The sequence below is a fragment of the Streptomyces muensis genome (assembly GCF_021474425.1).
Classification (GTDB): Bacteria; Actinomycetota; Actinomycetes; order Streptomycetales; family Streptomycetaceae; genus Streptomyces; species Streptomyces muensis.
The window spans coordinates 1-24217 of the sequence record NZ_JAKEIP010000050.1 but is presented as its reverse complement, the minus strand read 5'-3'; the positions used below and the strand labels follow the sequence as shown (position 1 = coordinate 24217).

27 protein-coding genes, 1 tRNA gene and 1 riboswitch are annotated in these 24217 nt (G+C 69.6%); of the genes, 19 read left to right on the top strand and 9 right to left on the bottom strand.

Going from position 1 to position 24217, the window contains the following annotated elements:
* The first annotated feature begins 3 nt into the window (after positions 1-3).
* The 4 genes from L0P92_RS15360 to L0P92_RS15350 all read left to right on the top strand — a co-directional run bounded on the left by L0P92_RS15360 (position 4) and on the right by L0P92_RS15350 (position 2006).
* Complete coding sequence (locus L0P92_RS15360; RefSeq protein ID WP_234763256.1) at positions 4-426, top strand: M67 family metallopeptidase; 423 nt, start codon at positions 4-6, stop codon at positions 424-426.
* Positions 427-559: 133 nt separating this feature from the next.
* Complete coding sequence (locus L0P92_RS45715; RefSeq protein ID WP_316959376.1) at positions 560-655, top strand: putative leader peptide; 96 nt, start codon at positions 560-562, stop codon at positions 653-655.
* Between the two features lie 116 nt (positions 656-771).
* The gene (locus L0P92_RS15355) at positions 772-1050 is read left to right on the top strand and encodes a MoaD/ThiS family protein (RefSeq protein ID WP_234763255.1); all 279 of its coding nucleotides are present in this window, start codon (positions 772-774) and stop codon (positions 1048-1050) included.
* Positions 1051-1055: 5 nt separating this feature from the next.
* Positions 1056-2006 carry a PLP-dependent cysteine synthase family protein gene (locus L0P92_RS15350; RefSeq protein ID WP_234763254.1) on the top strand — a complete coding sequence of 317 codons (951 nt, stop codon included), beginning with the start codon at positions 1056-1058 and terminating at the stop codon, positions 2004-2006.
* A 33-nt stretch (positions 2007-2039) separates the two neighbouring features.
* On the opposite strand, the gene L0P92_RS15345 is transcribed toward L0P92_RS15350, so the two are convergent.
* Together L0P92_RS15345 and L0P92_RS15340 are read right to left on the bottom strand one after the other, a co-directional pair.
* Positions 2040-2492 (bottom strand): type II toxin-antitoxin system PemK/MazF family toxin, encoded by a 453-nt coding sequence (locus L0P92_RS15345; RefSeq protein WP_234763253.1) that lies wholly within the window; start codon positions 2490-2492, stop codon positions 2040-2042.
* Positions 2493-2529: 37 nt separating this feature from the next.
* Positions 2530-2811, bottom strand: coding sequence for a hypothetical protein (locus L0P92_RS15340; RefSeq protein WP_234763252.1), 282 nt, complete (start codon positions 2809-2811; stop codon positions 2530-2532).
* 265 nt (positions 2812-3076) lie between these two features.
* Here L0P92_RS15340 and L0P92_RS15335 point away from each other — a divergent pair, with 265 nt between their 5' ends.
* A complete protein-coding gene (locus L0P92_RS15335) occupies positions 3077-3829 on the top strand; it encodes an MBL fold metallo-hydrolase (RefSeq protein ID WP_234763251.1) in 753 nt (250 codons plus the stop codon).
* 123 nt (positions 3830-3952) lie between these two features.
* Here the strand turns inward: L0P92_RS15335 and L0P92_RS15330 are convergent, their stop codons facing one another.
* Positions 3953-5218 (bottom strand): PTS transporter subunit EIIC, encoded by a 1266-nt coding sequence (locus tag L0P92_RS15330; RefSeq protein ID WP_234763250.1) that lies wholly within the window; start codon positions 5216-5218, stop codon positions 3953-3955.
* Between the two features lie 201 nt (positions 5219-5419).
* A complete protein-coding gene (locus L0P92_RS15325) occupies positions 5420-6709 on the bottom strand; it encodes a PTS transporter subunit EIIC (protein WP_234763249.1) in 1290 nt (429 codons plus the stop codon).
* Positions 6710-6836: 127 nt separating this feature from the next.
* On the opposite strand from L0P92_RS15325, the gene L0P92_RS15320 reads away from it, so the two are divergent.
* The 4 genes from L0P92_RS15320 to rdgB all read left to right on the top strand — a co-directional run bounded on the left by L0P92_RS15320 (position 6837) and on the right by rdgB (position 9218).
* Positions 6837-7070, top strand: coding sequence for a PTS sugar transporter subunit IIB (locus L0P92_RS15320; RefSeq protein ID WP_030943649.1), 234 nt, complete (start codon positions 6837-6839; stop codon positions 7068-7070).
* A gap of 84 nt (positions 7071-7154) precedes the next feature.
* Entirely contained in the window at positions 7155-7910 is a 756-nt protein-coding gene (rph, locus tag L0P92_RS15315) for a ribonuclease PH (protein ID WP_234763248.1), read from the top strand.
* A 150-nt stretch (positions 7911-8060) separates the two neighbouring features.
* Positions 8061-8465, top strand: coding sequence for a hypothetical protein (locus L0P92_RS15310; RefSeq protein WP_062720919.1), 405 nt, complete (start codon positions 8061-8063; stop codon positions 8463-8465).
* A gap of 147 nt (positions 8466-8612) precedes the next feature.
* Positions 8613-9218, top strand: a complete 606-nt coding sequence (rdgB, locus tag L0P92_RS15305; protein WP_234763247.1) for an RdgB/HAM1 family non-canonical purine NTP pyrophosphatase — start codon at positions 8613-8615, stop codon at positions 9216-9218.
* A gap of 20 nt (positions 9219-9238) precedes the next feature.
* On the opposite strand, the gene L0P92_RS15300 is transcribed toward rdgB, so the two are convergent.
* Together L0P92_RS15300 and bcp are read right to left on the bottom strand one after the other, a co-directional pair.
* Positions 9239-9325 (bottom strand) — tRNA-Leu (locus tag L0P92_RS15300).
* Positions 9326-9364: 39 nt separating this feature from the next.
* A complete protein-coding gene (bcp, locus tag L0P92_RS15295) occupies positions 9365-9832 on the bottom strand; it encodes a thioredoxin-dependent thiol peroxidase (protein ID WP_234763246.1) in 468 nt (155 codons plus the stop codon).
* Positions 9833-9927: 95 nt separating this feature from the next.
* Between bcp and L0P92_RS15290 the strand changes: the two genes are divergently transcribed.
* The 3 genes from L0P92_RS15290 to sugE all read left to right on the top strand — a co-directional run bounded on the left by L0P92_RS15290 (position 9928) and on the right by sugE (position 11132).
* Entirely contained in the window at positions 9928-10257 is a 330-nt protein-coding gene (locus L0P92_RS15290; protein ID WP_234763245.1) for a DUF3618 domain-containing protein, read from the top strand.
* A 44-nt stretch (positions 10258-10301) separates the two neighbouring features.
* Complete coding sequence (locus L0P92_RS15285; protein WP_217214686.1) at positions 10302-10658, top strand: GroES family chaperonin; 357 nt, start codon at positions 10302-10304, stop codon at positions 10656-10658.
* 56 nt (positions 10659-10714) lie between these two features.
* Positions 10715-10776, top strand: a riboswitch (guanidine-III (ykkC-III) riboswitch).
* A gap of 35 nt (positions 10777-10811) precedes the next feature.
* The gene (sugE, locus tag L0P92_RS15280) at positions 10812-11132 is read left to right on the top strand and encodes a quaternary ammonium compound efflux SMR transporter SugE (protein WP_234763244.1); all 321 of its coding nucleotides are present in this window, start codon (positions 10812-10814) and stop codon (positions 11130-11132) included.
* A gap of 16 nt (positions 11133-11148) precedes the next feature.
* On the opposite strand, the gene L0P92_RS15275 is transcribed toward sugE, so the two are convergent.
* A complete protein-coding gene (locus L0P92_RS15275; protein WP_234763243.1) occupies positions 11149-13554 on the bottom strand; it encodes a transglycosylase domain-containing protein in 2406 nt (801 codons plus the stop codon).
* A gap of 236 nt (positions 13555-13790) precedes the next feature.
* Between L0P92_RS15275 and L0P92_RS15270 the strand changes: the two genes are divergently transcribed.
* The 4 genes from L0P92_RS15270 (at position 13791) to L0P92_RS15255 (ending at position 17289) form a co-directional block, all read left to right on the top strand.
* On the top strand, positions 13791-14591 hold the full coding sequence (locus L0P92_RS15270; protein WP_234763275.1) for an ABC transporter permease: 801 nt from the start codon (positions 13791-13793) through the stop codon (positions 14589-14591).
* Positions 14592-14673: 82 nt separating this feature from the next.
* Positions 14674-15438 (top strand): ABC transporter permease, encoded by a 765-nt coding sequence (locus L0P92_RS15265; RefSeq protein WP_234763274.1) that lies wholly within the window; start codon positions 14674-14676, stop codon positions 15436-15438.
* Between the two features lie 9 nt (positions 15439-15447).
* Positions 15448-16461 carry an ABC transporter ATP-binding protein gene (locus tag L0P92_RS15260; protein WP_234763242.1) on the top strand — a complete coding sequence of 338 codons (1014 nt, stop codon included), beginning with the start codon at positions 15448-15450 and terminating at the stop codon, positions 16459-16461.
* 33 nt (positions 16462-16494) lie between these two features.
* A complete protein-coding gene (locus tag L0P92_RS15255) occupies positions 16495-17289 on the top strand; it encodes a DUF1707 SHOCT-like domain-containing protein (protein WP_234763241.1) in 795 nt (264 codons plus the stop codon).
* Positions 17290-17292: 3 nt separating this feature from the next.
* Here L0P92_RS15255 and L0P92_RS15250 read toward each other — a convergent pair whose 3' ends face one another.
* Positions 17293-18660 carry an SGNH/GDSL hydrolase family protein gene (locus tag L0P92_RS15250; RefSeq protein WP_234763240.1) on the bottom strand — a complete coding sequence of 456 codons (1368 nt, stop codon included), beginning with the start codon at positions 18658-18660 and terminating at the stop codon, positions 17293-17295.
* 277 nt (positions 18661-18937) lie between these two features.
* Between L0P92_RS15250 and L0P92_RS15245 the strand changes: the two genes are divergently transcribed.
* A complete protein-coding gene (locus L0P92_RS15245; protein WP_234763239.1) occupies positions 18938-20260 on the top strand; it encodes a DUF445 domain-containing protein in 1323 nt (440 codons plus the stop codon).
* A gap of 94 nt (positions 20261-20354) precedes the next feature.
* On the top strand, positions 20355-21866 hold the full coding sequence (locus L0P92_RS15240) for an MFS transporter (protein WP_234763238.1): 1512 nt from the start codon (positions 20355-20357) through the stop codon (positions 21864-21866).
* Positions 21867-21927: 61 nt separating this feature from the next.
* On the opposite strand, the gene L0P92_RS15235 is transcribed toward L0P92_RS15240, so the two are convergent.
* Positions 21928-23436, bottom strand: a complete 1509-nt coding sequence (locus L0P92_RS15235) for an alginate lyase family protein (RefSeq protein ID WP_234763273.1) — start codon at positions 23434-23436, stop codon at positions 21928-21930.
* A gap of 122 nt (positions 23437-23558) precedes the next feature.
* Between L0P92_RS15235 and L0P92_RS15230 the strand changes: the two genes are divergently transcribed.
* Positions 23559-23942 (top strand): VOC family protein, encoded by a 384-nt coding sequence (locus tag L0P92_RS15230; protein ID WP_234763237.1) that lies wholly within the window; start codon positions 23559-23561, stop codon positions 23940-23942.
* The last annotated feature ends 275 nt before the right edge of the window (positions 23943-24217 follow it).

The following is a 24217-nucleotide window of genomic DNA, read 5'->3' as shown; positions in this document are numbered from 1 at the left end:
GTCATGCTGACCATCACCCAGGCCCTCGTCGACCAGATCGTCGCCCATGCGCGCAAGGACCACCCCGACGAGGCGTGCGGCGTCGTAGCGGGGCCGGCCGGGTCGGACCGGCCCGAGCGCTTCATCCCGATGCTGAACGCCGCGATGTCGCCCACGTTCTACGAGTTCGACTCCGGCGACCTGCTCAAGCTCTACCGCGAGATGGACGACCGCGACGAGGAACCCGTGGTCATCTACCACTCCCACACGGCCACCGAGGCCTACCCCTCGCGCACCGACATCTCCTACGCCAATGAACCCGGCGCCCACTATGTCCTCGTCTCCACCGCCGACACCGACGGCCTCGGCGAGTTCCAGTTCCGCTCCTACCGGATTGTCGACGGCGAGGTGACGGAGGAGGAGGTCAAGGTCGTCGAGGCGTACTGAGAGGCGTAAGAGAGGTGTGCTGAGAGGTGTGCTGCGGGGTTGTGAACAGCGCGGTCTCACTCCCCGATCCGCATCCGTCCGCGATGTGGGATCACATTCCAAAAGCCGGACCGGGAATCGATACGATGACCCCATGGTTTTCCACGACGTGAGCGAAAAGACGCCGGGCATGCTGCTCGTGGCGCGGCTGCACGTCGACCTGTGCAGGCTCGCCAGCGCCATCTGTTGACGCGACACCCTGCCGCCGTACGGCCGTGAGCCGCGGCGCTGCTCCACGCACCACCCCTGCTGCACTTGCGCTGCCGCGCGCCCCCGACTGACTACTCCCGACAGGAGCCCTGAGCCATGGCCATCGAGGTCCGCATCCCCACCATCCTCCGCACCTACACCGACGGTCAGAAGGCGGTGGAGGGCAACGGGGACACCCTCGCCGAGCTGTTCACCGACCTCGAGACCCGGCACGCGGGCATCCAGGCCCGCATCGTGGAGGGCGAGCAGCTGCGCCGCTTCGTCAACGTCTACCTGAACGACGAGGACGTCCGCTTCCTCGACGGCATCAACACCAAGCTCGCCGACGGCGACAACGTCACGATCCTGCCGGCCGTGGCCGGCGGCATGGCCTGATCCGGATGCGTTACGACTCCCCGCTGGCCGCGGTGGGCAACACCCCCTTGGTGCGCCTGCCGCGGCTGTCGCCGTCCGCCGACGTCCGCATCTGGGCCAAGCTGGAGGACCGCAACCCCACCGGCTCGGTCAAGGACCGCCCGGCGCTGCACATGATCGAGCAGGCGGAGAAGGACGGCCGTCTGACGCCCGGCTGCACCATCCTGGAGCCCACCTCCGGCAACACCGGCATCTCCCTGGCGATGGCGGCGAAGCTCAAGGGCTACCGGATCGTGTGCGTGATGCCCGAGAACACCTCGCAGGAGCGCCGCGACCTGCTCGCCATGTGGGGCGCGGAGATCATCTCCAGCCCGGCCGCGGGCGGCTCCAACACCGCCGTACGGGTCGCCAAGGAGCTGTCCGCCGAGCACCCCGACTGGGTGATGCTCTACCAGTACGGCAACCCGGACAACGCGGGCGCCCACTACGCCACGACCGGCCCGGAGATCCTCGCCGACCTCCCCTCGGTCACCCACTTCGTCGCCGGCCTCGGCACCACGGGCACCCTGATGGGCGTCGGCCGCTACCTGCGCGAGCACAAGCCGGACGTCAGGATCGTCGCCGCGGAGCCCCGCTACGACGACCTGGTCTACGGCCTGCGCAACCTCGACGAGGGCTTCGTCCCCGAGCTGTACGACGCCTCCGTCCTGACCACTCGCTTCTCGGTCGGATCGGCCGACGCGGTCACCCGCACCCGCGAACTCCTCCAGCAGGAGGGCATCTTCGCCGGCATCTCCACCGGGGCCGCGCTGCACGCCGCGATCGGCGTCGGGAAGAAGGCGCTGAAGGCGGGCGAGTCCGCCGACATCGTGTTCGTCGTGGCCGACGGCGGCTGGAAGTACCTCTCGACCGGCGTCTACACGGCGGCCACGACGGAGGCGGCCATCGAGACCCTCCAGGGTCAGCTCTGGGCGTGAGCGCGAGGCACTGACGGGGCGAGTGACGGCGCCCTACCTCGCCAGGTGACGGACCTGGTCCCACACGACCGGGTCCATCACCCCCACCCTGCGCCGGAAGTCCGACACCGGTACGTCCCGCAGCTCGCCCGTCTCCAGGAAGCTCGCCCGCCCCCGGGTGTCCCCGACGGCCCCCGGCGGCAACGGGATCACGCCGCAGCGCTCGTCCCGGTACTTGCTGGTGATCTTGGCGACGGTGACCCGCTGCCCCCGCACCGCCAGCACCAGACACGGCCGGTCCTTGGCCCCCGGCCCGTCCTCGTACGGCACCCGCGCCCACCAGATCTCCGCAGGCTCAGGACGACCGGCCGGACCCCGCCGCTGCGGGCGCCCGGGCGGCCGGGTCCGCCGCCCCGCGGGCCGTCGCCGCCCCCACCCGTCCATGAGCGCGGCGACCAGCGCGAGCAGTACCACCGCCGCGAGCGCGAGCCACCAGGACGTGTCCATGGGAACGACGTTACCGGCCCCCGATCCGCACGGCGCCTCAGGCGATCAGGGAGTTGTACAGCTCGGTCACATGGCTCTCGAACGGGGGCGCTCCGAGCTCCTGCGCGGCCGGGATGACCGACTCCTCCAGGAAGCGCCGGAACGCGTCCTCCGACTCCCACACGTCGATGACCTGCCACCCTCCCCCCTCGCGCGGCGCCGCGTAGTGAGTGACCAGCCCGGCGGGGGGCTTCGTGCGGTCCGGGATCGCCCGGTCGAAGGCTGCCTGGTAGAGCTCCTGCGTCCACTCCGAGCTCTGGTTGACGACCAACACTGCCATGTCCGGATCCCTCGATTCGCCACAGACAACACCTGTTTCAGACGTTAAGTCCACTTCTGCGTGGCGGCGAGCGGAGATGACCGCTCCCCGAACAACTGGACAGCGTCGGCAGCCGAACGCGTGACAGCACAGGTGAGTTCGCCCACAACAGCCCTTGGCGGAGGAGCGACCGGAGGTTTTGCGCCTTACGCTCGACAAACCGCACGACCCCCGACGCCCCTGTTCCCGATCTTCTGGATTTCCCGCCAGCGGAGGTTTCTGTTTCATGAAGCTCACCGTCGTCGGATGCTCGGGGTCGTTCCCGTCCGCGGAATCGGCCTGCTCGAGCTACCTCGTAGAGGCCGACGGCTTCCGGCTGCTCCTCGACATGGGCAACGGCGCCCTGGGCGAGCTGCAGCGCCACTGCGGTCTCTACGACCTCGACGCGATCTTCCTCAGCCATCTGCACGCCGACCACTGCATCGACATGTGCGCGTATTTCGTCGCGCGCTACTACCGGCACGACGGCGGCCGCTGCGACCCGATCCCGGTCTACGGACCCGAGGGCACCGAACAGCGCCTGACCACCGCCTACGCCGACACCCCCACCGCCTCGTCCATGAGCGAGGTCTTCGACTTCCACACGGTCAAGCCGTCCACCTTCGAGATCGGCCCGTTCACGGTGCACACGGAACGCGTGGCCCACCCGGTGGAGGCGTACGGCATCCGTATCGAGCACGACGGAAAGACGCTGACCTACTCGGGCGACACGGGCATCAGCACCGCCCTGGACGAACTCGCCCGCGACGCCGATCTGTTCCTGTGCGAGGCCGCGTTCACGCACGGCAAGGAGAACATCCCCGACCTGCACCTCAACGGCCGCGAGGCAGGTCAGACCGCGGCCCGCGCGGGTGCCCGCCGCCTGGTCCTCACCCACATCCCGCCGTGGACCGACCCCCAGGTCAACCTCGCCGACGCCCGCGAGGTCTACGACGGTCCGGTGGCGCTGGCGGCGCCCAGGCAGACGTACGAGATCTAGCCGGAAAGCCGGAAGACAAGAGTCGGCCCGTACGGGGTTCAGGCCCGTATGCGCCCGAAGGCCCCGGAACCTCTCCCGGTTCCGGGGCCTTCGTCGTTCGCCGTCGGTCGTGGGCCGGACGGCCTACTTCGCCTCCGCCTTCTGGAGCTCGGCGAGCTCCTCGTCGGACTCGCGGCCCGGCGTCGGCAGGTTGAACTTGGTGATCGCGAACCGGAAGACCACGTAGTAGACCGCGGCGAAGCACAGGCCCACCAGGGCCAGGCCCCACGGGTTGGTCGCGATACCCAGGTTCAGGCCGAAGTCGATCGCGCCGGCCGAGAAGCCGAAGCCGTCCTTCATGCCGAGCGCCCAGGTCAGCGCCATGGAGACACCGGTGAGGACCGCGTGGATCGCGTACAGGACCGGCGCGATGAACATGAACGTGAACTCGATGGGCTCGGTCACACCGGTGACGAAGGACGTCAGCGCGAGGGAGAACATCATGCCGCCGACGACCTTGCGGCGCTCCGGGCGGGCACAGTGCACGATCGCGAGGCACGCGGCTGGCAGCGCGAACATCATGATCGGGAAGAAGCCGGTCATGAACTGGCCCGCGGTCGGGTCACCGGCCAGGAAGCGGGCGATGTCGCCTTGCTTGCCGTTGTACTCGCCGGCCTGGAGCCACGGGAAGGAGTTGAGCAGGTGGTGCATGCCGACCGGGATCAGCGCACGGTTGGCGACACCAAAGATGCCGGCGCCGACCGCCCCCGAACTGACCAGCCACTCACCGAAGTTGTGCAGACCGGCGCCGAGGACAGGCCAGATGTAGCCGAACACTATGCCGATGAGCAGGCCTGCGAAGGCGGACAGGATCGGGATCAGACGCCGGCCACCGAAGAAGCCCGCCCAGTCTGGCAGCTTGGTGCGGTAGAAGCGCTGGTAGAGGAGGGCGACGACGATGCCCATGACCACGCCGCCGAGGACACCGGCGTCGACCGGTTTGTCCACCATGACGATCTTGTCGTCGACGACCGTGGCCACCTTGGTGAGGTTCGGGTCGGTGAACGTGGCGAGCACGTTCTTGAAGACCAGGTAGCCGACGACGGCGGCGAGCGCGGTCGAGCCGTCCGACTTCTTCGCGAAGCCGATCGCGATGCCGACGGCGAACAGCAGGGCCATGTTGTCGAGGATCGCGTTGCCGCCGGCCGCCATGAAGCCCGCGATCTTCGTGAGGAACGCGGGGTAGTCCGGGTCGCCGAGCATGTCCTCGTTGCCGAAGCGGACCAGAAGAGCGGCGGCGGGCAGGACCGCCACCGGCAGCATCAGGCTGCGGCCGATGCGCTGCATCACAGCCATCGCGGCGGCGCCCTTTTTCTTGTCGGCCGCCGGAGCGGCGCTGGCCGTGGTCACAACTTCCTCCAGGGGGTCCCCCCGGCCATAGGCTGGGGAAGAAGGCATGGCGCCGCCCGGGGACAGGAAGGGGACGGCGGCGTCTGGTCTACACCACTCAGTGGTGTAGACCTGTTGTAGCACGGTGGGGGCGATATAAGGAACCCGTGAAATCCGCAACCGGAGTGCTACGCGCAGTGCCCTGGATCTTCGGACCTCTGGTCAGCTCTTCGTGACGTCCTCGCCCTCTTCCTCCGGCTCCCTGCCCGGGGTCTTGAGATCGAACCTCGTGATCGCGAAACGGAAGATCGCGTAATAGAGGACGGCGAAGCAGAGGCCGATCGGGATGATCGCCCAGGGTTTCGTGGCCAGTTGCCAGTTGATGATGTAGTCGATCAGGCCGGCCGAGAAGCTGAACCCGTCGTGGACCCCCAGCCCCCAGGTCACCGCCATGGAGACGCCCGTCAGCAGGGCGTGCACCGCGTACAGCAGCGGGGCGATGAACATGAACGAGTACTCGATCGGCTCCGTGATGCCGGTGACGAACGACGTCAGGGCCACCGACGTCATCAGACCGGCGATCTCCTTGCGGCGGTGCGGCTTGGCGCAGTGGGTGATGGCGAGGGCCGCGGCCGGCAGCGCGAACATCATGATCGGGAAGAAGCCCGAGGTGAACAGGCCCGCGTTCGGGTCGCCCTGGAGGAACATGTTGATGTCGCCGTGCACCACCTCGCCGTCGGGCGTGGTGTAGCTGCCGAACTGGAACCAGATGGGCACGTTCAGGAACTGGTGCAGCCCGATCACCAGCAGTGCCCGGTTCGCGACGCCGAACACACCCGCGCCCCAGGCGCCCAGGTCCCGCATCCAGTCGCTGAAGCTCTCCAGCGCGTCACCGATCGGCGGCCAGACCCACAGGCACAGCACCGCGAACACGATCGCCACGAACGCCATGATGATCGGCACGAGCCGCCGCCCGTTGAAGAAGCCGAGCCAGTCCACCAGCTTCGTACGGTGGTAGCGCTGCCAGAAGAAGGCCGCCAGCAGACCGATGACGATGCCGCCGAAGACGCCCGGGTTCTGGTACTCGTACGCGCTCACCGTCCCGTCCGCCGCGGCGCAGCCGACGTTGGTGATCTCCTTCGTGCCGTTAGGGCACTCCTCGGGGAACTCCAGCAGCACGCTGTAGTAGACGAGGAACCCCGTCACCGCCGCCAGTGCCGTGGAGCCGTCGGCCTTCTTCGCCATGCCGATGGCCACACCGACGCAGAACAGCAACGGCAGCCCGAGCGAGCTGTCGAGCAGTCCGCCGCCCGCGCCGTCCATCACCTTCGAGACGTTGTCCCAGCCGAGCCCGTCCTCCCCGAACACATCCGGCTGGCCGAGACGGTTCAGGATGCCCGCGGCCGGCAGCACGGCGATCGGGAGCTGGAGGCTGCGGCCCATCTTCTGCAGCCCCTGGAACGCGGCCTGCCACCGCCGCCGGGCGGAGGAGGTCTCGGTCTCGGCACTCATGGGTTGGCGACCGCCTGTCAGGTGGTGTAGACCAGTTACCGACGATTGGGTTGCTGTGACGTCATCCTTCGGTACTCACCACGCAACCGCTCGTAAAGTTGGGCCAACAGTGCGTGAGGAGACCGAAATGGCCAGCAAGGCTGAGAAGATCGTCGCCGGGCTCGGCGGCATCGACAACATCGAGGAGATCGAGGGCTGCATCACCCGGCTCCGCACCGAGGTGAGCGACGCCTCGCTGGTCGACGAGACCGCCCTGAAGGCCGCCGGCGCCCACGGCGTGGTGAAGATGGGCACCGCCATCCAGGTCGTCATCGGCACCGACGCCGACCCCATCGCGGCGGAGATCGAAGACATGATGTGAAGCGCGGGCATCGTCCCGGGCTTCCTGAGGGCCCCTTCCGACCACGGGAGGGGCCCTTCCCCGTGGGGGGCTAGGCTCAGCGCCATGGCAGCTACCCCCTCAGTTTCCCGAATCGACGGCCGCACCCCCGGACAGCTCCGCCCGGTCACCATCGAACGCGCCTGGAGCAAGCACGCGGAGGGCTCCGTCCTCGTCTCCTTCGGCGACACCAAGGTCCTGTGCACCGCCTCCTTCACCGAGGGCGTCCCGCGCTGGCGCAAGGGCAGCGGCGAGGGCTGGGTCACCGCGGAGTACGCCATGCTGCCGCGTGCCACCAACACCCGAGGCGACCGCGAGTCCGTGCGCGGCAAGATCGGCGGCCGTACGCACGAGATCAGTCGCCTCATCGGCCGCTCCCTGCGCGCCGTCATCGACTACAAGGCGCTCGGCGAGAACACGATCGTCCTCGACTGCGACGTCCTCCAGGCCGACGGCGGCACGCGTACGGCGGCCATCACCGGCGCGTACGTGGCGTTGGCGGACGCCGTCGCCTGGGCCCAGGGCAGGAAGCTGATCAAGGCCGGCCGCAAGCCGCTCACCGGCACCGTCAGCGCCGTCTCGGTCGGCATCGTCGGCGGCGTCCCGCTCCTCGACCTCTGCTACGAGGAGGACGTGAAGGCCGACACCGACATGAATGTCGTCTGCACCGGCGACGGCCGCTTCGTCGAGGTCCAGGGCACCGCCGAGGCCGAGCCCTTCGCCCGTGAGGAGCTCAACGCCCTGCTGGACCTTGCCGTTTCCGGTTGCGGGGAGCTGGCGGAACTCCAGCGCAAGGCGCTTGATACCGTCCTCGAAAAGTAAAGGACACACCAAGAAGAGCCGCAGCCAAGGGCAACCGCGCCGCCCTTCCTGGCGTCACTAGAGGTACGGGCGTACGGCACACCGCTGTACGCCCGGCCAGTGACCGACGGGGGCCCTGCGAGGCCTGGGAGCAGGGAGGGAACGTCAACCATGGCCACGAGCCGACGCCGCCGGAGCCGTATCGCCACAGTCGCCGCAGCCATCGCGGCGGTCGGGCTGACGGCCGGGCTGACCACGGGCTGCGATGCCGTCAGCAAGGCGATGGACTGCGTCCAGACCGCCGATGCCATCGCCGACAGCGTCACCGAACTCCAGCAGGCCGTGGAGAGCGCCGCGAACGATCCGACGCAGCTCGAGGAGTCGTTGACCTCCATCGACAAGAACCTCGACAAGATCGGGGACAAGACGGATGACGCGGACGTCAACAAGGCGGTGGACGATCTGCAGACGGCCGTCACCAATGTCCGGGACGCGGTGAAGAACGGTGATGAGACGCCGGACATCAGCCCTGTCACGGATGCGGCCGGGGAACTGACCAAGGTTTGTACGCCGTAACGCTGCGCTGGCTGGGCGGGGAATTCTCGTCTGCCGGGTTCTGACGGTGGATGGGTGCGGGTTCGATGTGGCTGGTCGCGCAGTTCCCCGCGCCCCTTTGGGGCGCGGCCGCGAGGGCGTTGAGAGGGCCACGCGATACTGGTGCCCATGACCCGTCTCATCCTCGCCACCCGTAACGCCGGGAAGATCAGCGAGCTCCGTGCCATCCTCGCCGACGCAGGGCTGTCCCATGAACTCGTCGGCGCGGACGCCTACCCGGAGATCCCGGACGTCAAGGAAACCGGCGTCACCTTCGCCGAGAACGCGTTGCTCAAGGCGCATGCCCTGGCGCGGGCGACCGGGCTGCCGGCCGTCGCCGACGACTCGGGGCTGTGTGTCGACGTGCTGAACGGCGCGCCCGGTATCTTCTCGGCCCGCTGGGCGGGCAGGCACGGGGACGACCGGGCCAACCTGGAGCTGCTGCTGGCCCAGCTGGGCGACATCGACGACACGCACCGGGGGGCGCACTTCGCGTGTGCGGCGGCGCTGGCGTTGCCCGACGGCACGGAACGGGTGGTCGAGGGACAGCTCAGGGGCACCTTGCGGCACGCACCCGTCGGCACCAACGGGTTCGGGTACGACCCGATCCTCCAGCCGGAGGGAGAGAGCCGGACCTGTGCCGAGCTGAGCGCCGAGGAGAAGAACGCCATCAGCCACCGGGGCAAGGCCTTCCGGGCGCTCGTGCCGGTCGTACGGGAACTGCTCGCGAAGTGAGCGCGGAAGCGAGCAGGAAGTGGTGCGGCCGGAGGGACTCGAACCCTCACGGGTGTTACCCCACTGGGACCTAAACCCAGCGTGACTGCCAATTCCACCACGGCCGCGTGACCTTGCCCGGCCATGCTACTGGCCGGGCCGGGTGGTCAGATGCCCAGATCCTTGATGATCTTCGCCACGTGGCCGGTCGCCCGCACGTTGTACAGCGCCCGCTCGACCTTGCCCTCCTCGTCCACGACGATCGTGGACCGGATGACGCCCATGTACGTCTTGCCGTAGTTCTTCTTCTCGCCGTACGCCCCGTAGGCCTCGGTGACGGACTTCTCCGGGTCGGCGAGCAGCGTGACCTTCAGGGACTCCTTGTCGCGGAACTTGGCGAGCTTCTCCGGCTTGTCGGGGGAGACCCCGATGACGTCGTAGCCCGCGCCCGCCAGCAGCTCCAGGTTGTCCGTGAAGTCGCAGGCCTGCTTGGTGCAGCCGGGCGTCAGGGCCGCCGGGTAGAAGTACACGATGACCTTGCGGCCCTTGTGGTCCGACAGGGACACCTCTTGGCCGTCGGCGTCGGGCAGGGTGAAGGCGGGGGCCACGTCCCCCGGCTGGAGTCGCTCGCTCATCGGACCAGCGTAACCGGGGAGCCTGACAGTGCGGTCCGGCGTGGAGCTGACAGACTGTCCGGAAACAGCATCAGCTTCACTTCGGAGGCCGAACCGTGGCGGACACGTCGGACACCAGAACCCCGGCGCAGATCGAGGCGGACATCAAGGCCCGCCGCGCAAACCTGGCCGAGACGCTCGACGAGATCGGGGTGCGGGTGCACCCGAAGACGATCGTCGGCGACGCCAAGGCCAAGGTCGTCTCGAACATCGACCACACGCTCGGACGGGCCTACGTCGGGGTCAACCGGGCCGTGAGCGATGTGCGGGCCAAGTTCACCGACGAGGAGGGCGCGCCCCGGCTGGAGCGGATCGTGCCCGTCGCCCTCGTCGCCGTCGGTCTCGTGGGCCTGCTGGCCCTGGGCACCCGGCGCCGCAGGGGCTGACCCGGCGGCGTACGGACGCGGCAAAGGCAGGTAGGTTCAAAGGCGTGAGCGCCAACAGAAACGAGCACAGCAGCCACCACGACAAGCTGCCCATCCGGATGCTGCACGACCGTGTACTCGTACGGCAGGACACCAGCGAGGGCGAGCGGCGTTCCGGTGGCGGCATCCTGATCCCCGCCACCGCGGCCGTCGGCCGTCGGCTGGCCTGGGCCGAGGTCGTCGCGGTGGGGCAGAACGTACGGACCGTGGAGACCGGCGACCGGGTCCTGTACGACCCGGAGGACCGCGCCGAGGTCGAGGTGCGCGGCGTCGCGTACGTGCTCATGCGCGAGCGCGACCTGCACGCCGTCGCCGCGGACCGGTTCGAGGGCTCCGAGGACTCGACCGGCCTCTACCTCTGAATCGACGGCCGGAAAGGGCTGGTGACTCCCGTCACCAGCCCTTTCCTCGTTTCTTTGCTAGCTTTGAAGGACCCCGACGAGACGCGCCGTACCGGGACCAAGGCAAAGACGACGCACCCCGCTCAACGTCGCCACGTCTCGGAGGTGCCTGTCATGTCCTGGGTCCTGCTCGTCGTCGCCGGTCTGCTGGAGGTCGGCTGGTCGGTCGGCATGAAGTACACCGACGGTTTCACCCGCCTCGTCCCCAGCGTGTTCACCGGCGCCGGCATCGTCGCCAGCATGGTGCTGCTGTCGTACGCCGCGAAGTCCCTGCCCATCGGCACCGCCTACGGCGTGTGGGTGGGCATCGGCGCGGCCGGCGCCGCGGTGGTCGGCATGGTGGTGCTGGGGGAGCCGGTCACCGCCGCGCGGATCTTCTTCGTCTGTCTGCTGCTGGTCGCCGTCGTGGGGCTGAAGGCGACCAGCGGTCACTGATCCGGCCGCCCCGCGCTCACTGTCTGCGGGTCGTGCTCAGCGTCCCGGCCGTCGTGCCCGTCGTCCCTCCGCCGCCGGTGTCCGTGCCGCCCGTGGAGCTGTCGCCGCCCGTGCCGCCTCCGGTGTCGGAGCCACCGGTGGAGGTGTCGCCACCCGTGCTGCCGCCCGTGTCGGTGCCTCCGGTGTCGGTGCCCCCGGTCGTCGTGTCGCCGGTCGTGCCGCCGTCGGTGGTCGTACCGCCGTTGTCGGTGCCGCCCGTCGTCGGGTCGCCCGTGGTGCCGCCGTCCGTCTGGCCCGGCGTCTCACCGCCCCCGGTCTGGCCCTCGGTGTCCTGGCCCCCGGTGGCCGGGTCCCCGGTGGTGCCGCCGTCGTTCTGACCGCCGGTGCTCTCGTCGCCCTGCGTCGGGTCCGTCGTCGGGTACTGGGGCTGGTCGGCGCCCTCCTGGAGCTCCAGGTCGAAGTCGCGGACCGGCTTGCCCTTCAGCGCCGTCTTCGTGTACTGCGCCCAGATGTCGGTGGGCGCGCCACCGCCGTTGATGCGGTTCAGGCCCATCACGCCGTACAGCGACTTGTGCTTGGCCGTGTCCGGGTCCTGGCCCATGACCGACACGACGGTGGCCAGGTCCGGGGTGTAGCCGGCGAACCAGGCGGCGGTGTCCTCCTCCGCCGTACCGGTCTTGCCCGCGGCCGGCCGGCCGGCGGCGAGGGCGGCGGTGGCGGTGCCGCTGTCGACGACGCTCTGCAGCACCGACGTCGTGGTGTCGGCGGCCTCGCGGCTGATGACCTGGGAGGTCTTGCGCTCCGGCAGCTCGATGACGTCGGCGCCGTCCTTGGTGACCCGCTCGATCATGGTGTACGTGCCGTGCTTGCCGTGGTTGGCCAGGGTCGCGTAGGCCTCCGCCATGTCCAGGACGCTGGCGGTGGCCACGCCCAGCGCGATGGACGGGGACGGGTACAGCTCCGGGGTGCTTTCGGGCAGGCCGAGCTCGACCGCGGTGTCCTTCACCTTCTCCGGGCCCACGTCGACGGCCATCTGCGCGTACACCGCGTTGACGGAGCTGTTCGTCGCCGAGCGGACGGTGATGTCGCCGTAGGAGTGCTGGTCCTCGTTCTCCGGGTCGTAGGTCCCGCCGCTCCAGCCCTGCACCGGGCGCTTGTTGGTGCCGTCGTAGATCGTGTTCGGGGTGATCTGGCGGCCGTCCTGCGTGGTCGACTCGTTCTCCACGGCCGAGGTGAACACGAACGGCTTGAAGGTGGAGCCGACCTGGAAGTCCCGTCGGGTCGCGTTCGGCGTGTACTGCTTCACGTAGTCGATGCCGTTGTACATCGCGACGACCTTGCCGGTCTTCGGGTCGACGGAGGCGCCGCCCGCGCGGACGTAGTTGTCGACCTTGTTGTTCTTCTTGTCCAGCTTCGACATCAGCTGGTCGTTCACCGCGTCGACGAAGGCGTTCTGCTTGTCCTTCTGGAGCGTGGTGGTGATGCGGTAGCCGCCCGCCTCCAGGGAGTCCTTGTCGACGATCTTGTTCTGGGTCAGGTAGTCCTTCACGATCTGCACGATGTAGCCGCGCTGACCGGAGAGATTGGTGGAGGTCGAGGCCTCCTTCGGCATCGGGAACTTCATGCCCGCCCGCTCGGACTCGCTGAGCCAGCCCTTGGTGACCATGCCGTCCAGCACGTAGTTCCAACGGGCCACCGCCGCCGCCTTGTTCTCCGGGTGGGCGACGACGTCGTACTCGCTGGGCGCGTTGACCAGCGCGGCCAGATAGGCGGCCTGGGCCGGGTCGAGGTCCGCCGCGTCGATGCCGTAGTAGGCCTGGGCGGCGGCCTGGATGCCGTAGGCGTTACGGCCGAAGAAGCTGGTGTTGAGGTAGCCCTCGAGGATCTCGTCCTTGCTCTTCTCGCGGTCCAGCTTGATCGAGATGAAGAACTCCTTCACCTTGCGGGTGACGGTCTGCTCCTGACGCAGGTAGTAGTTCTTCACGTACTGCTGGGTGATCGTCGAGCCCGACTGCTTGCCCTTGCCGGTGACCGTGTTCCAGCCGGCGCGCAGCATCGCCTTCGGGTCAATCGCGGACTCGCTGTAGAAGTCGCGGTCCTCGGCGGCCAGGATCGCGTGCTGGGCGTCCTTGGAGATCTGCGCGAGGGTCACGTTCTCCCGGTTGACCTCGCCGTCACGGGCGATCACCGACCCGTCCGCGTACAGATAGACGTTGGCCTGCTTGGTCGCGAGCGCGTTGGCCGGGGGGATCTTGACCAGGGAGTAGCCGAGGAAGAACAGGCCGGCGAGCAGCAGCGTGCCGATGACGAAGGCGCCCAGCACCATCCGCCAGGTCGGGATGATCCGCCGCCAGCCCGTCCTCTTCGGCCGCCTGGGCTTCTCGGTCGGCTGCTGCGCCTGCGGCTGCGGCTCGTCGCTCATCTCGTGCACGGACTCCTGTTTCGCGTCGTACGTTCCCGTACGCCTCGTACGCCTACTGCGCCCCCATTGCTGAAGACTCTCGCACCGGCCGTTCCGTTCCCGGAAACCGGAGCGTGTCCGCGGAAAGTGAGCAGACTCTCGTGCCACGCCGCCCGGAAAATGCCTGGCAGTCCGTGCCTCGCCCGCACTAGGCTCCTGCGCTTCGGTGTCGGGCGCGGGCGAGGAGGGCTGTGGATGTGGGATCGGGGCGGTTGTACTTAGCCGTCGCTGTGGGCGGATTCAGAAGATACGCGACCTATCGGGCGGCTACGGCGGCCGGGGTGTTCACCAACACCGTCTTCGGCGTGATCCTCGTCTACACCTATCTGGCGCTGTGGGACGAGAAGCCGCACCTCGGCGGCTACGACCAGGCGCAGGCCGTCACCTATGTCTGGCTCGGACAGTGCCTCTACGCCACGCTCGCCATCCAGGGCGGCGGCGCGGAGAAGGACCTGATGGAGCGGATCCGCACGGGTGAGATCGCCGTCGACCTGTACCGGCCGGCCGACCTCCAACTGTGGTGGCTGGCGGGCGACGTGGGGCGGGCGCTGTTCCAGATGCTGGGACGCGGGGTGATCCCGTTCGTGTTCGGCGCCGTCTTCTTCCCGATGGCGCTGCCGACGGAGATCACCCCGTGGCTGGCCTTCCTGGTGACCCTTCTGCTCGCGACGCTGGTCAGCTTCGCGATCCGCTATCTGGCGGCCCTGAGCGTGTTCTGGCTGATGGACGGCATGGGCGTCAACCAGGCCCTGATGATCACCGGGGTCTTCTTCTCCGGCATGGTGCTGCCCCTGAACGCCTTCCCGGGCGCCTTCGGCGAGATCGTGCGGGTCCTGCCGTGGGCGGCGCAGCTCCAGATGCCCGCGGACGTGCTGATGGGGGAGACCGACCCCTGGCGGGCGTACGCCTTCCAGGCGGCGTGGGCGGTGGTGCTGCTGGCGGCCGGACGGCTGGTGCAGTCGGCGGCGACGCGGCGGGTGGTGGTGCAGGGTGGGTGAGACGTCCGCAAGCGGGACGGCGGAGACCTTCGGGGGATCCCGGGCGGGTGAGGCGCTGCGGGCCTACCGGCTGATCGCCGGGATGTGGATCCGGTCCTCCATGACCTACCGCACGTCCTTCGTCGTCACGGTCCTCGGCAACCTGCTGGTGACCGGCCTCGACTTCGTGGCGATCCTGCTGATGTTCTCGCAGGTCGACTCGCTGGGCGGCTGGTCGCTGCCCGAGATCGCCTTCCTGTACGGGCTGTCGGCGACGGCGTTCGGGCTCGCCGACCTGACGTTCGGCTCGATGGACGTCCTGGGCGGCCGGATGCGCGACGGCTCCTTCGACATCCTGCTGGTGCGGCCCGTCCCGGTCCTCGCCCAGGTCGCCGCGGACCACTTCGCGCTGCGCCGCCTGGGCCGGATCACCCAGGCGGTGCTGGTGCTGGGCTGGGGGCTGCTGGCGGTCGACGTCGACTGGACGGCGGCCAAGGTGCTGCTGGTGCCGATGATGCTGGTCAGCGGCGGAGTGATCTTCTGCGCGCTGTTCGTGGCGGGCGCGGCCTTCCAGTTCCTGGCGCAGGACGCCGCCGAGGTGCAGAACGCGTTCACCTACGGCGGCACCACGCTGCTGCAGTACCCGCCGACCGTGTTCGGCAAGGACTTCGTGCGCGGGGTGACGTTCCTGCTGCCGCTCGCCTTCGTCAACTGGGTGCCGGCCGCGTATGTGCTGGAGCGGCCATATCCGCTCGGCCTGCCCCAGTGGGCGGCCTTCGCGTCACCGCTGGTGGCGGCGGTGTGCTGTGCGCTGGCCGGCCTGGCGTGGCGGGCCGGGCTGCGGTCGTATCGGAGTACGGGAAGTTAGGGGCAGGCCATGTCGGACGAGGCGTTCATCGAACTCGACGGCGTCGAGAAGGTCTTCGACGTACGCAAGAAGACCGGTTTCCTGAAACGGGAGCGGCGGCAGGTACGGGCCGTCGACTCGATCTCCTTCACCGTGCCGCGCGGCGAGATGGTGGGCTACATCGGCCCGAACGGCGCCGGAAAGTCCACGACGATCAAGATGCTGACCGGCATCCTGACCCCGAGCGGCGGCCGGCTGCGCGTGGCGGGCATCGACCCGTCCCGCGAACGCACCCGGCTCGCACACCGCATCGGGGTCGTCTTCGGCCAGCGCACCACCCTGTGGTGGGACCTCCCCCTGATCGACTCCTACAAGCTGATGCACCGCATGTACCGCATCCCGGACGCCCGTTACCGCGAGAACCTCGACCGCCTCGTCGAACTCCTCGACCTCGGCGCCCTGTTGGACGTCCCCGTGCGCCAGCTCTCCCTCGGGCAGCGGATGCGCGGCGACATCGCGGCGGCGCTGCTGCACGACCCGGAGGTGCTGTACCTGGACGAGCCGACGATCGGTCTGGACGTCATCTCGAAGTCCAGAGTCCGCGAGTTCCTACGGGAGTTGAACGCCGAGCGCGGCACCACGGTGCTGCTGACCACGCACGACCTCCAGGACATCGAGCAGCTGTGCTCCCGCGTGATGGTCATCGACCACGGGCGGATGATGTACGACGGTCCGCTGGCCGGCCTGCACGAGGTGGGGGAGAGCGAGCGCACCCTGGTCGTCGACCTGGAGCGCGAGCTGCCGCCGATCGAGGTGCCGCCCGCGCGCGTGGTGAAGGTCGAGGGGCCGCGGCAGTGGCTGGCGTTCCCGGCGGCCGAGTCGGCGGCGGTGCTGGTGGCGCGGGTCGCGGCGGAGTATCCGCTGGTGGACCTGTCGGTGCGGGAGCCGGACATCGAGACCGTGATCGCGAAGATGTACGCGGAGCAGGCGGAGCAGGCGGAGAAGGCGGGGAGCGCCGGGAATGCCGGGAAGGCGATCTCGTAGCCCCGGGACGGGGTTGCTCGTAGGCTGCTGTGTATGACCGACGATGCCCCGGAGCTTCGCGCCTCCGACGCAGATCGTGAACGAGTCGCCGAGGTCCTGCGGGACGCCCTCGCGGAGGGACGTCTCGACATGGAGGAGTTCGAGGAACGCCTGGACGCCACGTACAAGGCCCGTACGTACGGGGAACTGGCGCCGATCACCCGGGACCTGCCCGTCGGCGCGGTGGCCGTTCCCAAGGTCGACATGGTCAAGCGGCCCGAGGGGGAGCGGAGTTGGGCCGAGCGGATCGTCGGGGGCGAGGGGTCCTCGACCTGGGGCGTCGCCGTGATGGCGGGGTTTCAGCGCAAGGGGCGGTGGACGGTGCCGAGGCGGTTCACCGGCGTCGCCTTCATGGGCGGCGGCGAGATCGACCTGCGGGAGGCCGACTTCGCCGACCGGGAGATCGTGATCAACTGCGTCGCGATCATGGGCGGCATCGAAGTGATCGTGCCGCCCGGCGTCGAGGTCGTGGTGCGCGGGATCGGGATCATGGGCGGCTTCGACGAACGCGACGAGAGCGTGCCGGGGGATCCGGGAGCGCCGCGGGTGATCGTGACCGGGCTCGCCTTCTGGGGCGGCGTCGAGGTCCAGCGCAAGCAGACGCGGGCACAGCGGCGGGCGCTGCGCGAGGAACGCCGGCAGGAGAGGCTGGACCGGCGCGAGGAGCGGCGGGAGCTGCGGGCCTCGCACCGGGACGAGCGGTACGAGGTGCACCGGGAGCTGCTGGAGGAGCATCGGGACATGTGGCGGCACGGGAAGCGGGGGGCGCGGGAGCGGCGCGAGGACTGACCTCTACAGCTCCGCCGGAGCCGCGCCCTTCAGGTCCTTGAGGTCGAAGGTCTCCGCCATCCGTTCGTAGCCCCGGTCGCTCGGGTGGAGATGGTCCCCGGAGTCGTAGTCCGGGCGGAACTTGCGGGGGTTGTACGGGTCCCGCAGGGCCTTGTCGAAGTCGACGACCGCGTCGAAGACCTTGCCGCCGCGGATCTGGGCGTTGATCTGCTGGCGTACGTTCTCGCGTGCGTCGGTGTAGCCGCGGTGGCCCTGGAAGGGCATCAGGGTCGCGCCGATGACCTTCAGACCGCGGGCGTGCGCCTGGCGGACCAGGGTGCGCAGACCGTTCAGGATGCGGTTGGGGTCGGCGAGCCTCGGGTTGCGCAGGATGTCGTTGACGCCGAGGTCGATGACGACGACCTTGACGTTCGTACGGGAGAGGACGTCGCGGTGGAAGCGGCCGACGCCCGCCTGATTGTCGGCAGGGCGCCCGGCGCCGCTGGCGAGGATCTGGTTGCCGCTGATGCCCTGGTTGACGATGCTGTAGCGCGGCACGTCCTGGCCGGCCGCGACCGCCGCGCGCAGCCGGCGCGAGAGGACGTCCGTCCAGCGGCGGTTGGCGTTCTCCGTGGACGTGATGCCGTCGGTCAGGGAGTCGCCGAAGGCCACGACGGTGCCGTCGGACTCGTTGCTGAGGACGTCCAGCGCGGTGAGGTAGCGCCAGGAGCCGACCTTCCCGGTGTAGGCCACGCCGGTGGTGTCCTCGGTGAGGTCGCCGTCGGCGACGTAACTGGTCTGGCGCGCGTGCGGGTGGAAGGTCACCGGGCCGGACGGGGTGGGGGAGAAGGTGGTGACGAGGATGTCGGTGTCCGCGGGGATCGCGAGCCGCACGGCGTCGCTCAGCACCTGCCGCCCGGGCGGGATGACCACACTGGCGTTGCCGCCGAAGGTCAGCCGCCGCATGGTGTCCGCGATGGCCGCCGCCGTCCCGGTGCCCGCGGCGACCGCGACCGAGGCGTGCGTGAGGGTCAGCGAGGACTGGCCGTAGAGGTTGGACAGCGTGATGCGCACGCTCGTGCCGCCGACGCTCGTGTGGACGACGTTGCGCACCGAACGGCCCGCCAGGCCCGCCACCTCGGTGCCGGGCTCGGCGCCGACCGGTGAGGCCGACCAGGCGCCGACCCAGATGCCGGTGGAGGCGGGGGCGGCGGGATTGCGCGGGGCGCCTTCCCGGACGGGTGCGCTGCGCTGCGTGGCGGTGCCGTGGTCGGAGGCAACTCCGACGTATATGGCGGTCGAAACCGCCACGATCAGGGCGATGACCCCCGAGAGCAGGGCGTAATACTTTGTGGGGGAGACCCCCACACCCCCCGCGTAACGCCTGGTCATGCGGTGTGTGTCTCCTCGGGCGGATGGGAGCCCGAGGCTCCGATGTGATCACCTCATGATGCGTCATAAGGCAGAGAGGAGTTGCACAGACCCCCCATTGGGCCGCCGGAGTTCACCCGGACTTCGCCATCGACCTCCCCCCACCCGACAGACGCCGGGAACTCTTGATTCGTTCCAGGAGTCGGTCAGGAAGGGACAATGTGTGCGGGGGATCACGGACGGGTGGAGCGGAATGGAACGTACTAATCCGGATGAAACGGGAACACCTGGCGTAGACATGCATGCCCGGTCGGACACCGCCGATAACCGACGCGTCCCCGCGTCGGCCGTTCGTGCGATGACCACGTTCACCGCGGCCGACGAGGAGAAGCGCCGCGGCGTACGGCGGATGAAGATCACCGCGACCGGGCTGCTGCTCTTCGTGGCACTGGTGTACGTCCTCGCCAAGTGGGCGGCGAACGAAGGCGCCGGCGAGTGGGCGAACTACGTCGCCGCGGCCGCCGAGGCCGGCATGGTCGGCGCGCTCGCCGACTGGTTCGCGGTCACGGCCCTGTTCCGCCACCCCCTCGGCCTGCCCATCCCGCACACCGCGATCATCCCCAACAAGAAGGACCAGCTGGGCGTCTCCCTGGGCGAGTTCGTCGGCGAGAACTTCCTCTCCGAGGACGTCGTACGCCAACGCCTGCGCGCCGTCGGCATCGGCAGCCGCCTCGGCGCCTGGCTCGCCGACCCCGAGCACGCCGACCGCGTGACGGCCGAGCTCTCGGCGGCCCTGCGGGGCGCCCTGACCGTCATGCGCGACTCGGACGTCCAGGCCGTCGTGGGCGAGGCGATCACCCGGCGCGCCGACGCCCAGGAGATCGCGCCCGGCATAGGGAAGATGCTGGAGAAGATCGTCGCCGACGGCGGCCACAAGCGGATCGTCGACCTTGTCGTCGCCCGCGCGCAGAACTGGCTGATCCTGCACGACGACGAGATCATGGGCGCGGTCCAGGGCGGCGCCCCCGGCTGGACCCCGAAGTTCGTGGACCGCAGGGTCGGCGAGCGCGTCTACAAGGAGCTGCTCCGCTTCGTCACCGAGATGCGCGACATGCCGTCCCACCCCGCGCGCGGCGCCCTCGACCGCTTCCTCACCGACTTCGCCTCCGACCTGCAGTCCGACACCGACACCCGCGCGCGTGTGGAGCGGCTCAAGGGCGAGGTGCTCGGGCGCGGCGAGGTCCAGGACCTGATCGCCTCCGCGTGGACCGCCGTACGCTCGATGATCGTCTCGGCGGCCGAGGACGAGCGCAGCGAGCTGCGGCTGCGCGTGCGGGCCTCGCTGCTGTCGCTGGGCGCCCGGATGGCCGTCGAGCCACGGCTCCAGGCCAAGGTCGACAGCTGGGTGGAGGGCGCGGCGGTGTACGTCGTCACCACCTACCGCAAGGAGATCACCTCCCTGATCACCGACACCGTGGCCGGCTGGGACGCCGAGCACACGACACGGAAGATCGAGGCGCACATCGGCCGCGACCTGCAGTTCATCCGGATCAACGGCACGGTGGTTGGCTCGCTCGCCGGACTGCTGATCTACACGGTGTCACGGGCGCTGGGGGCGTAGCGCCTTCCTTGGGGGCACAGCGCCTTCCTCCCGGGCGTGGAACCGCCCTCCCCAGGGCACCCGGCACGGGTTCCGCTCGACGAGGAGGGAGCCCATGACCACCGCAGACGCCGAGACCGGCCGTACCGTCACCACCGACATCCCCGCCCGCCTCGACCGCCTGCCGTGGTCGCGCTGGCACTGGACGATCGTGATCGGCCTCGGCACCGTCTGGATCCTCGACGGACTCGAGGTCACGGTCGTCGGCAACATCGCGCCCCGCCTCTCCGAACCCGGCAGCGGACTGCCCATCACCTCCGGCCAGGTCACCGGCCTGGCCGCCGCGCTGTACGTGGCCGGTGCCTGTCTGGGCGCCCTGTTCTGGGGCCGTCTGACCGACCGCTGGGGCCGCAAGAAGCTCTTCATGATCACGCTCGCGGTGTATCTGGCGGCGACGGCCCTGACCGCCCTCTCCTTCCAGACCTGGTGGTTCTTCCTCTTCCGCTTCCTGACCGGCTTCGGTATCGGCGGCGAGTACGCGGCGATCAACTCCGCGATCGACGAGCTGATCCCGGCCCGGTACCGCGGCCGCGTCGACCTGATGATCAACGGCAGCTTCTGGCTGGGCGCGGTCGGGGGCTCGCTGCTGTCGATCGTCGCGCTGAACACCGCGGTCCTGCCCGCGAACCTCGGCTGGCGGCTGACGTTCGCGCTCGGCGCCGTCCTCGCCCTGGTGATCCTCCTGGTCCGCCGGCACGTCCCGGAGAGCCCGCGCTGGCTGCTGATCCACGGCCGCGACGAGGAGGCGGAACGGATCGTGTCCGCCATCGAGCACAGGGTGGCGGCCGAGCGGACCGAGCCGCTGCCGCGCCCCGAGGGCGAGATCACCATCCGCCAGCGCAGGAGCGTGTCCTTCCTGGAGATCGGCCGCACGGTGTTCGCGAGGTACCGCAGCCGGGCGACCCTGGGCTTCGCCCTCTTCATCGGCCAGGCCTTCCTCTACAACGCCATCACCTTCGGCTTCGGCGCGATCCTCACCACGTTCTTCGACGTGCCGAGCGGCGACACCGGCTACTACTTCGCGGTCATCGCGGTCGGCAACTTCCTGGGCCCGCTGCTGCTGGGCAAGCTGTTCGACACGGTCGGCCGCCGGGTCATGATCTCCTCGACCTACCTGCTCTCGGGCCTGCTCCTCTTCGGCACGGCCTGGCTGTTCGACCGGGGCTCGCTCAGCGCGACCACGATGACGGCCTGCTGGTGCGTCGTGCTGTTCTTCGCCTCGGCCGGCGCGTCCAGCGCCTACCTCACCGTCTCCGAGGTCTTCCCGATGGAGACCCGCGCGATGTCCATCGCCTTCTTCTACGCCCTCGGCACCGCCGCCGGCGGCATCAGCGGCCCCCTGCTCTTCGCCGACCTCACCGAGACGGGCAAGGTCGCCGACACGGTCCTCGCCTTCCAGATCGGCGCGACCCTGATGTGCCTGGCGGGCCTGGTCGCGGCCTTCCTCGCGGTCCGCGCGGAACGCCGCTCCCTGGAGGACATCGCCCGTCCGCTCACGGCGGTGACGAAGCCACCGGCGGCGAAGGCGACGGGGGTGACGGGGCCGACCGGCGCGACAGGAGGGTGAAGGACCGGTCCCGGCGCCCCTCGTGGTGGGAACCGGGACCGGAGATCATGCGCGACGGCGCCTAGGACGACGACTGGGACTGGTGGGCCGCCCGCCGCACCCGGTCCCGGCGCCGCATCAGCAGCACCCCGCCGGCGAGGGCGCTGACACCCGCGGCGGCGGTCCAGCCGAGGACGTCGCTGGAACCGGTGGCGGCGAGGTCACCGTTCGCGGACGGCGACGGCGTGGCCCCGCCCGTCTGCGGCCGAGGATCCGACCCGGACCCGGACCCGGACCCGGACCCGGACTCGGACCCGGATCCCGATCCCGCCCCCGAACCGGCCGCGGCGGACGCCGACGCCTGCGCACCGGGCGTCCCGCCCGTCCCCGTGGCCTTGTCCCGCGTGAACGCCAGCGTGCCGAAGCCCAGTTGGTCGTAGCCCCCGCTGTTGGGCCCGTAGTCCCCGCCGCCGCCCTCCGGCGCGGACTTCGCGGCGATCCGCGTGAGGTACGACGCCGGCAGGCCGCGGCGCTTGGTGTAGTGGTTGGCGATCATCGCCCAGATCGGGCGGGTCATCGCCGGGTCCACGGGAGCGGCCTCGGTGACGGTCTCCGACCCCGACCAGCCGTTGATCGCGCCCTTCTTACGGGTGTTCGCGGTGAACGGCACGTCTCCGCCCAGGGCCCACTTGGCGACGTACTGGGCGCCCTTGAGGAAGCGGTTGTCGTCGTAGCCGTACAGGTCGATGCCCTGGTTCCAGGCCATCTCGCAGAAGGTGCCCATCAGACCGACGCCCATCAGCGCGTGCCCCTGGTCGCGGCCGGCCTCGACCCACTCGGCGAGCCCGTCGTCGTGCACGACGGGGATGGCGTTCTTGACGGCGCCCAGGCCCTCGCCGTGCTTGAAGTACTCGACGGCCCGCTCGACCTTGGCCTGGTCGTCGCAGAAGATCCCGGTCGCCAGGACACAGGCCATGTTGCACAGGTCCCAGTTGGTCCAGTAGTTGCTGACGACGGTGCCGTTGTGGTGGGCGAGGAAGTCCTCGCTGAGCGGGTAGAAGACGCCGAGCAGCATCTTCCGGAACCGCTCCAGCTCGAAGTCGTCCCGGTCACGGACGAGTTCGGCGGCGTTGGCGAACTGGTAACCGTACAGCCCCGCCGCCAGGAACCGGTCCGCGCTGCCCTGCACGCTGGTCAGCGTGGCCGACCAGGCGTTGAGGATCTTGACGGCGGTCTCGGCGTGGGCGCTGTCGCCGCTGACGTGCCAGCGCAGGGCGTTCTGGTAGGCGGCGTGGACGTCCTTGAAGAGCGCCGCGTAGTTCTGGGGGGTGCCGCCGCCGCGGTAGACCGTCGCGGCGGGGCGGGGCGTCCAACTGCTCTGTGAGTGGCCGTTGGCGGTCAGTCGGGCGAACCCGGCCGTGTAGGGGGTGGCGCCGGCCTTCACCTTGGCGGCCATACGGTCGAGGTCGGCGCCGGTGTGCAGGAGGCCGGGGTGCGCGTAGGCGCCGGCCGCAACGGCAGGGGTGGGAGTCAAGGCCGTACCGATACCGACGGCTCCGGCTCCGGCTGCCGCGCCCGCGGCCTTGAGCATGCTCCGGCGGCTGATCTGTCGTGTCACGTCGTCATTCCTCGCGTGCCTGCGGCTGGGGACGGAGAGGAGACGGGGGAAGACTGCGGGGATAACAGAAACTCGACACGAGGAGAGCCGTACCGATGACCATCCGCAGGATCGTCCCCAACGTCCATGTCGGGTCAGGGGAGGCGCGGGAGGCGAACCGTGACTTCTACGGCCTGCTCGGCTTCGAGGAGGTCATGAACATGGGCTGGGTCACGACCATGGCGTCCCCCGCCAACCCCACCGCCCAGATCAGCTTCTTCACCGAGGAACGCACCGCCCCGGTCGTCCCCGACCTCAGCGTGGAGGTCGAGGACGTCGACACCGTGTACGCGCAGGTCGTGGCATCGGGCGCGGAGATCGTACGCGACCTCCGCGACGAGGCCTGGGGAGTACGCCGCTTCTTCGCCCGCGACCCGTCCGGCCAGGTGGTGAACGTACTGAGCCACCACCCGGACGCCACCCGCCCAGATCCTTCCTAAGCCCCCCAGCTGCCACGCCTTGAAGGGGCGCGGGGAACTGCGCGACCAGCCACGATGGCGCCGCAGCGGCCAGACGACCATTCGTGGCACCCCGCTGTGCGCCCGGCAGCGCCCTCGTATGGTGCACGCCAGCACCGCAACACCCTAAGGGGCGCGGGGAACTGCGCGACCAGCCACGACGGCGCCGCAGCCGCCGGCCGACCATTCGTGGCACCCCGCTGTGCGCCCGGCAGCGCCCTCGTATGGTGCACGCCAGCACCGCAACACCCTAAGGG

Bases quoted from the DNA above. Each gene is read 5' to 3' on its own strand.
- L0P92_RS15340 (WP_234763252.1), bottom strand. From the start codon at position 2,811: ATGGCAGTGTTGGTCGTCAACCAGAGCTCGGAGTGGACGCAGGAGCTC.
- L0P92_RS15325 (WP_234763249.1), bottom strand. From the start codon at position 6,709: ATGAGTGCCGAGACCGAGACCTCCTCCGCCCGGCGGCGGTGGCAGGCC.
- L0P92_RS15310 (WP_062720919.1), top strand. From the start codon at position 8,061: ATGGCCACGAGCCGACGCCGCCGGAGCCGTATCGCCACAGTCGCCGCA.
- L0P92_RS15245 (WP_234763239.1), top strand. From the start codon at position 18,938: ATGCATGCCCGGTCGGACACCGCCGATAACCGACGCGTCCCCGCGTCG.
- L0P92_RS15265 (WP_234763274.1), top strand. From the start codon at position 14,674: ATGTGGATCCGGTCCTCCATGACCTACCGCACGTCCTTCGTCGTCACG.
- L0P92_RS15255 (WP_234763241.1), top strand. From the start codon at position 16,495: ATGACCGACGATGCCCCGGAGCTTCGCGCCTCCGACGCAGATCGTGAA.
- L0P92_RS15240 (WP_234763238.1), top strand. From the start codon at position 20,355: ATGACCACCGCAGACGCCGAGACCGGCCGTACCGTCACCACCGACATC.
- L0P92_RS15235 (WP_234763273.1), bottom strand. From the start codon at position 23,436: ATGCTCAAGGCCGCGGGCGCGGCAGCCGGAGCCGGAGCCGTCGGTATC.
- L0P92_RS15355 (WP_234763255.1), top strand. From the start codon at position 772: ATGGCCATCGAGGTCCGCATCCCCACCATCCTCCGCACCTACACCGAC.
- L0P92_RS15275 (WP_234763243.1), bottom strand. From the start codon at position 13,554: ATGAGCGACGAGCCGCAGCCGCAGGCGCAGCAGCCGACCGAGAAGCCC.
- L0P92_RS15350 (WP_234763254.1), top strand. From the start codon at position 1,056: ATGCGTTACGACTCCCCGCTGGCCGCGGTGGGCAACACCCCCTTGGTG.
- L0P92_RS15250 (WP_234763240.1), bottom strand. From the start codon at position 18,660: ATGACCAGGCGTTACGCGGGGGGTGTGGGGGTCTCCCCCACAAAGTAT.
- sugE (WP_234763244.1), top strand. From the start codon at position 10,812: ATGTCCTGGGTCCTGCTCGTCGTCGCCGGTCTGCTGGAGGTCGGCTGG.
- L0P92_RS15345 (WP_234763253.1), bottom strand. From the start codon at position 2,492: ATGGACACGTCCTGGTGGCTCGCGCTCGCGGCGGTGGTACTGCTCGCG.
- bcp (WP_234763246.1), bottom strand. From the start codon at position 9,832: ATGAGCGAGCGACTCCAGCCGGGGGACGTGGCCCCCGCCTTCACCCTG.
- rph (WP_234763248.1), top strand. From the start codon at position 7,155: ATGGCAGCTACCCCCTCAGTTTCCCGAATCGACGGCCGCACCCCCGGA.
- L0P92_RS15260 (WP_234763242.1), top strand. From the start codon at position 15,448: ATGTCGGACGAGGCGTTCATCGAACTCGACGGCGTCGAGAAGGTCTTC.
- L0P92_RS15320 (WP_030943649.1), top strand. From the start codon at position 6,837: ATGGCCAGCAAGGCTGAGAAGATCGTCGCCGGGCTCGGCGGCATCGAC.
- rdgB (WP_234763247.1), top strand. From the start codon at position 8,613: ATGACCCGTCTCATCCTCGCCACCCGTAACGCCGGGAAGATCAGCGAG.
- L0P92_RS45715 (WP_316959376.1), top strand. From the start codon at position 560: ATGGTTTTCCACGACGTGAGCGAAAAGACGCCGGGCATGCTGCTCGTG.
- L0P92_RS15360 (WP_234763256.1), top strand. From the start codon at position 4: ATGCTGACCATCACCCAGGCCCTCGTCGACCAGATCGTCGCCCATGCG.
- L0P92_RS15335 (WP_234763251.1), top strand. From the start codon at position 3,077: ATGAAGCTCACCGTCGTCGGATGCTCGGGGTCGTTCCCGTCCGCGGAA.
- L0P92_RS15230 (WP_234763237.1), top strand. From the start codon at position 23,559: ATGACCATCCGCAGGATCGTCCCCAACGTCCATGTCGGGTCAGGGGAG.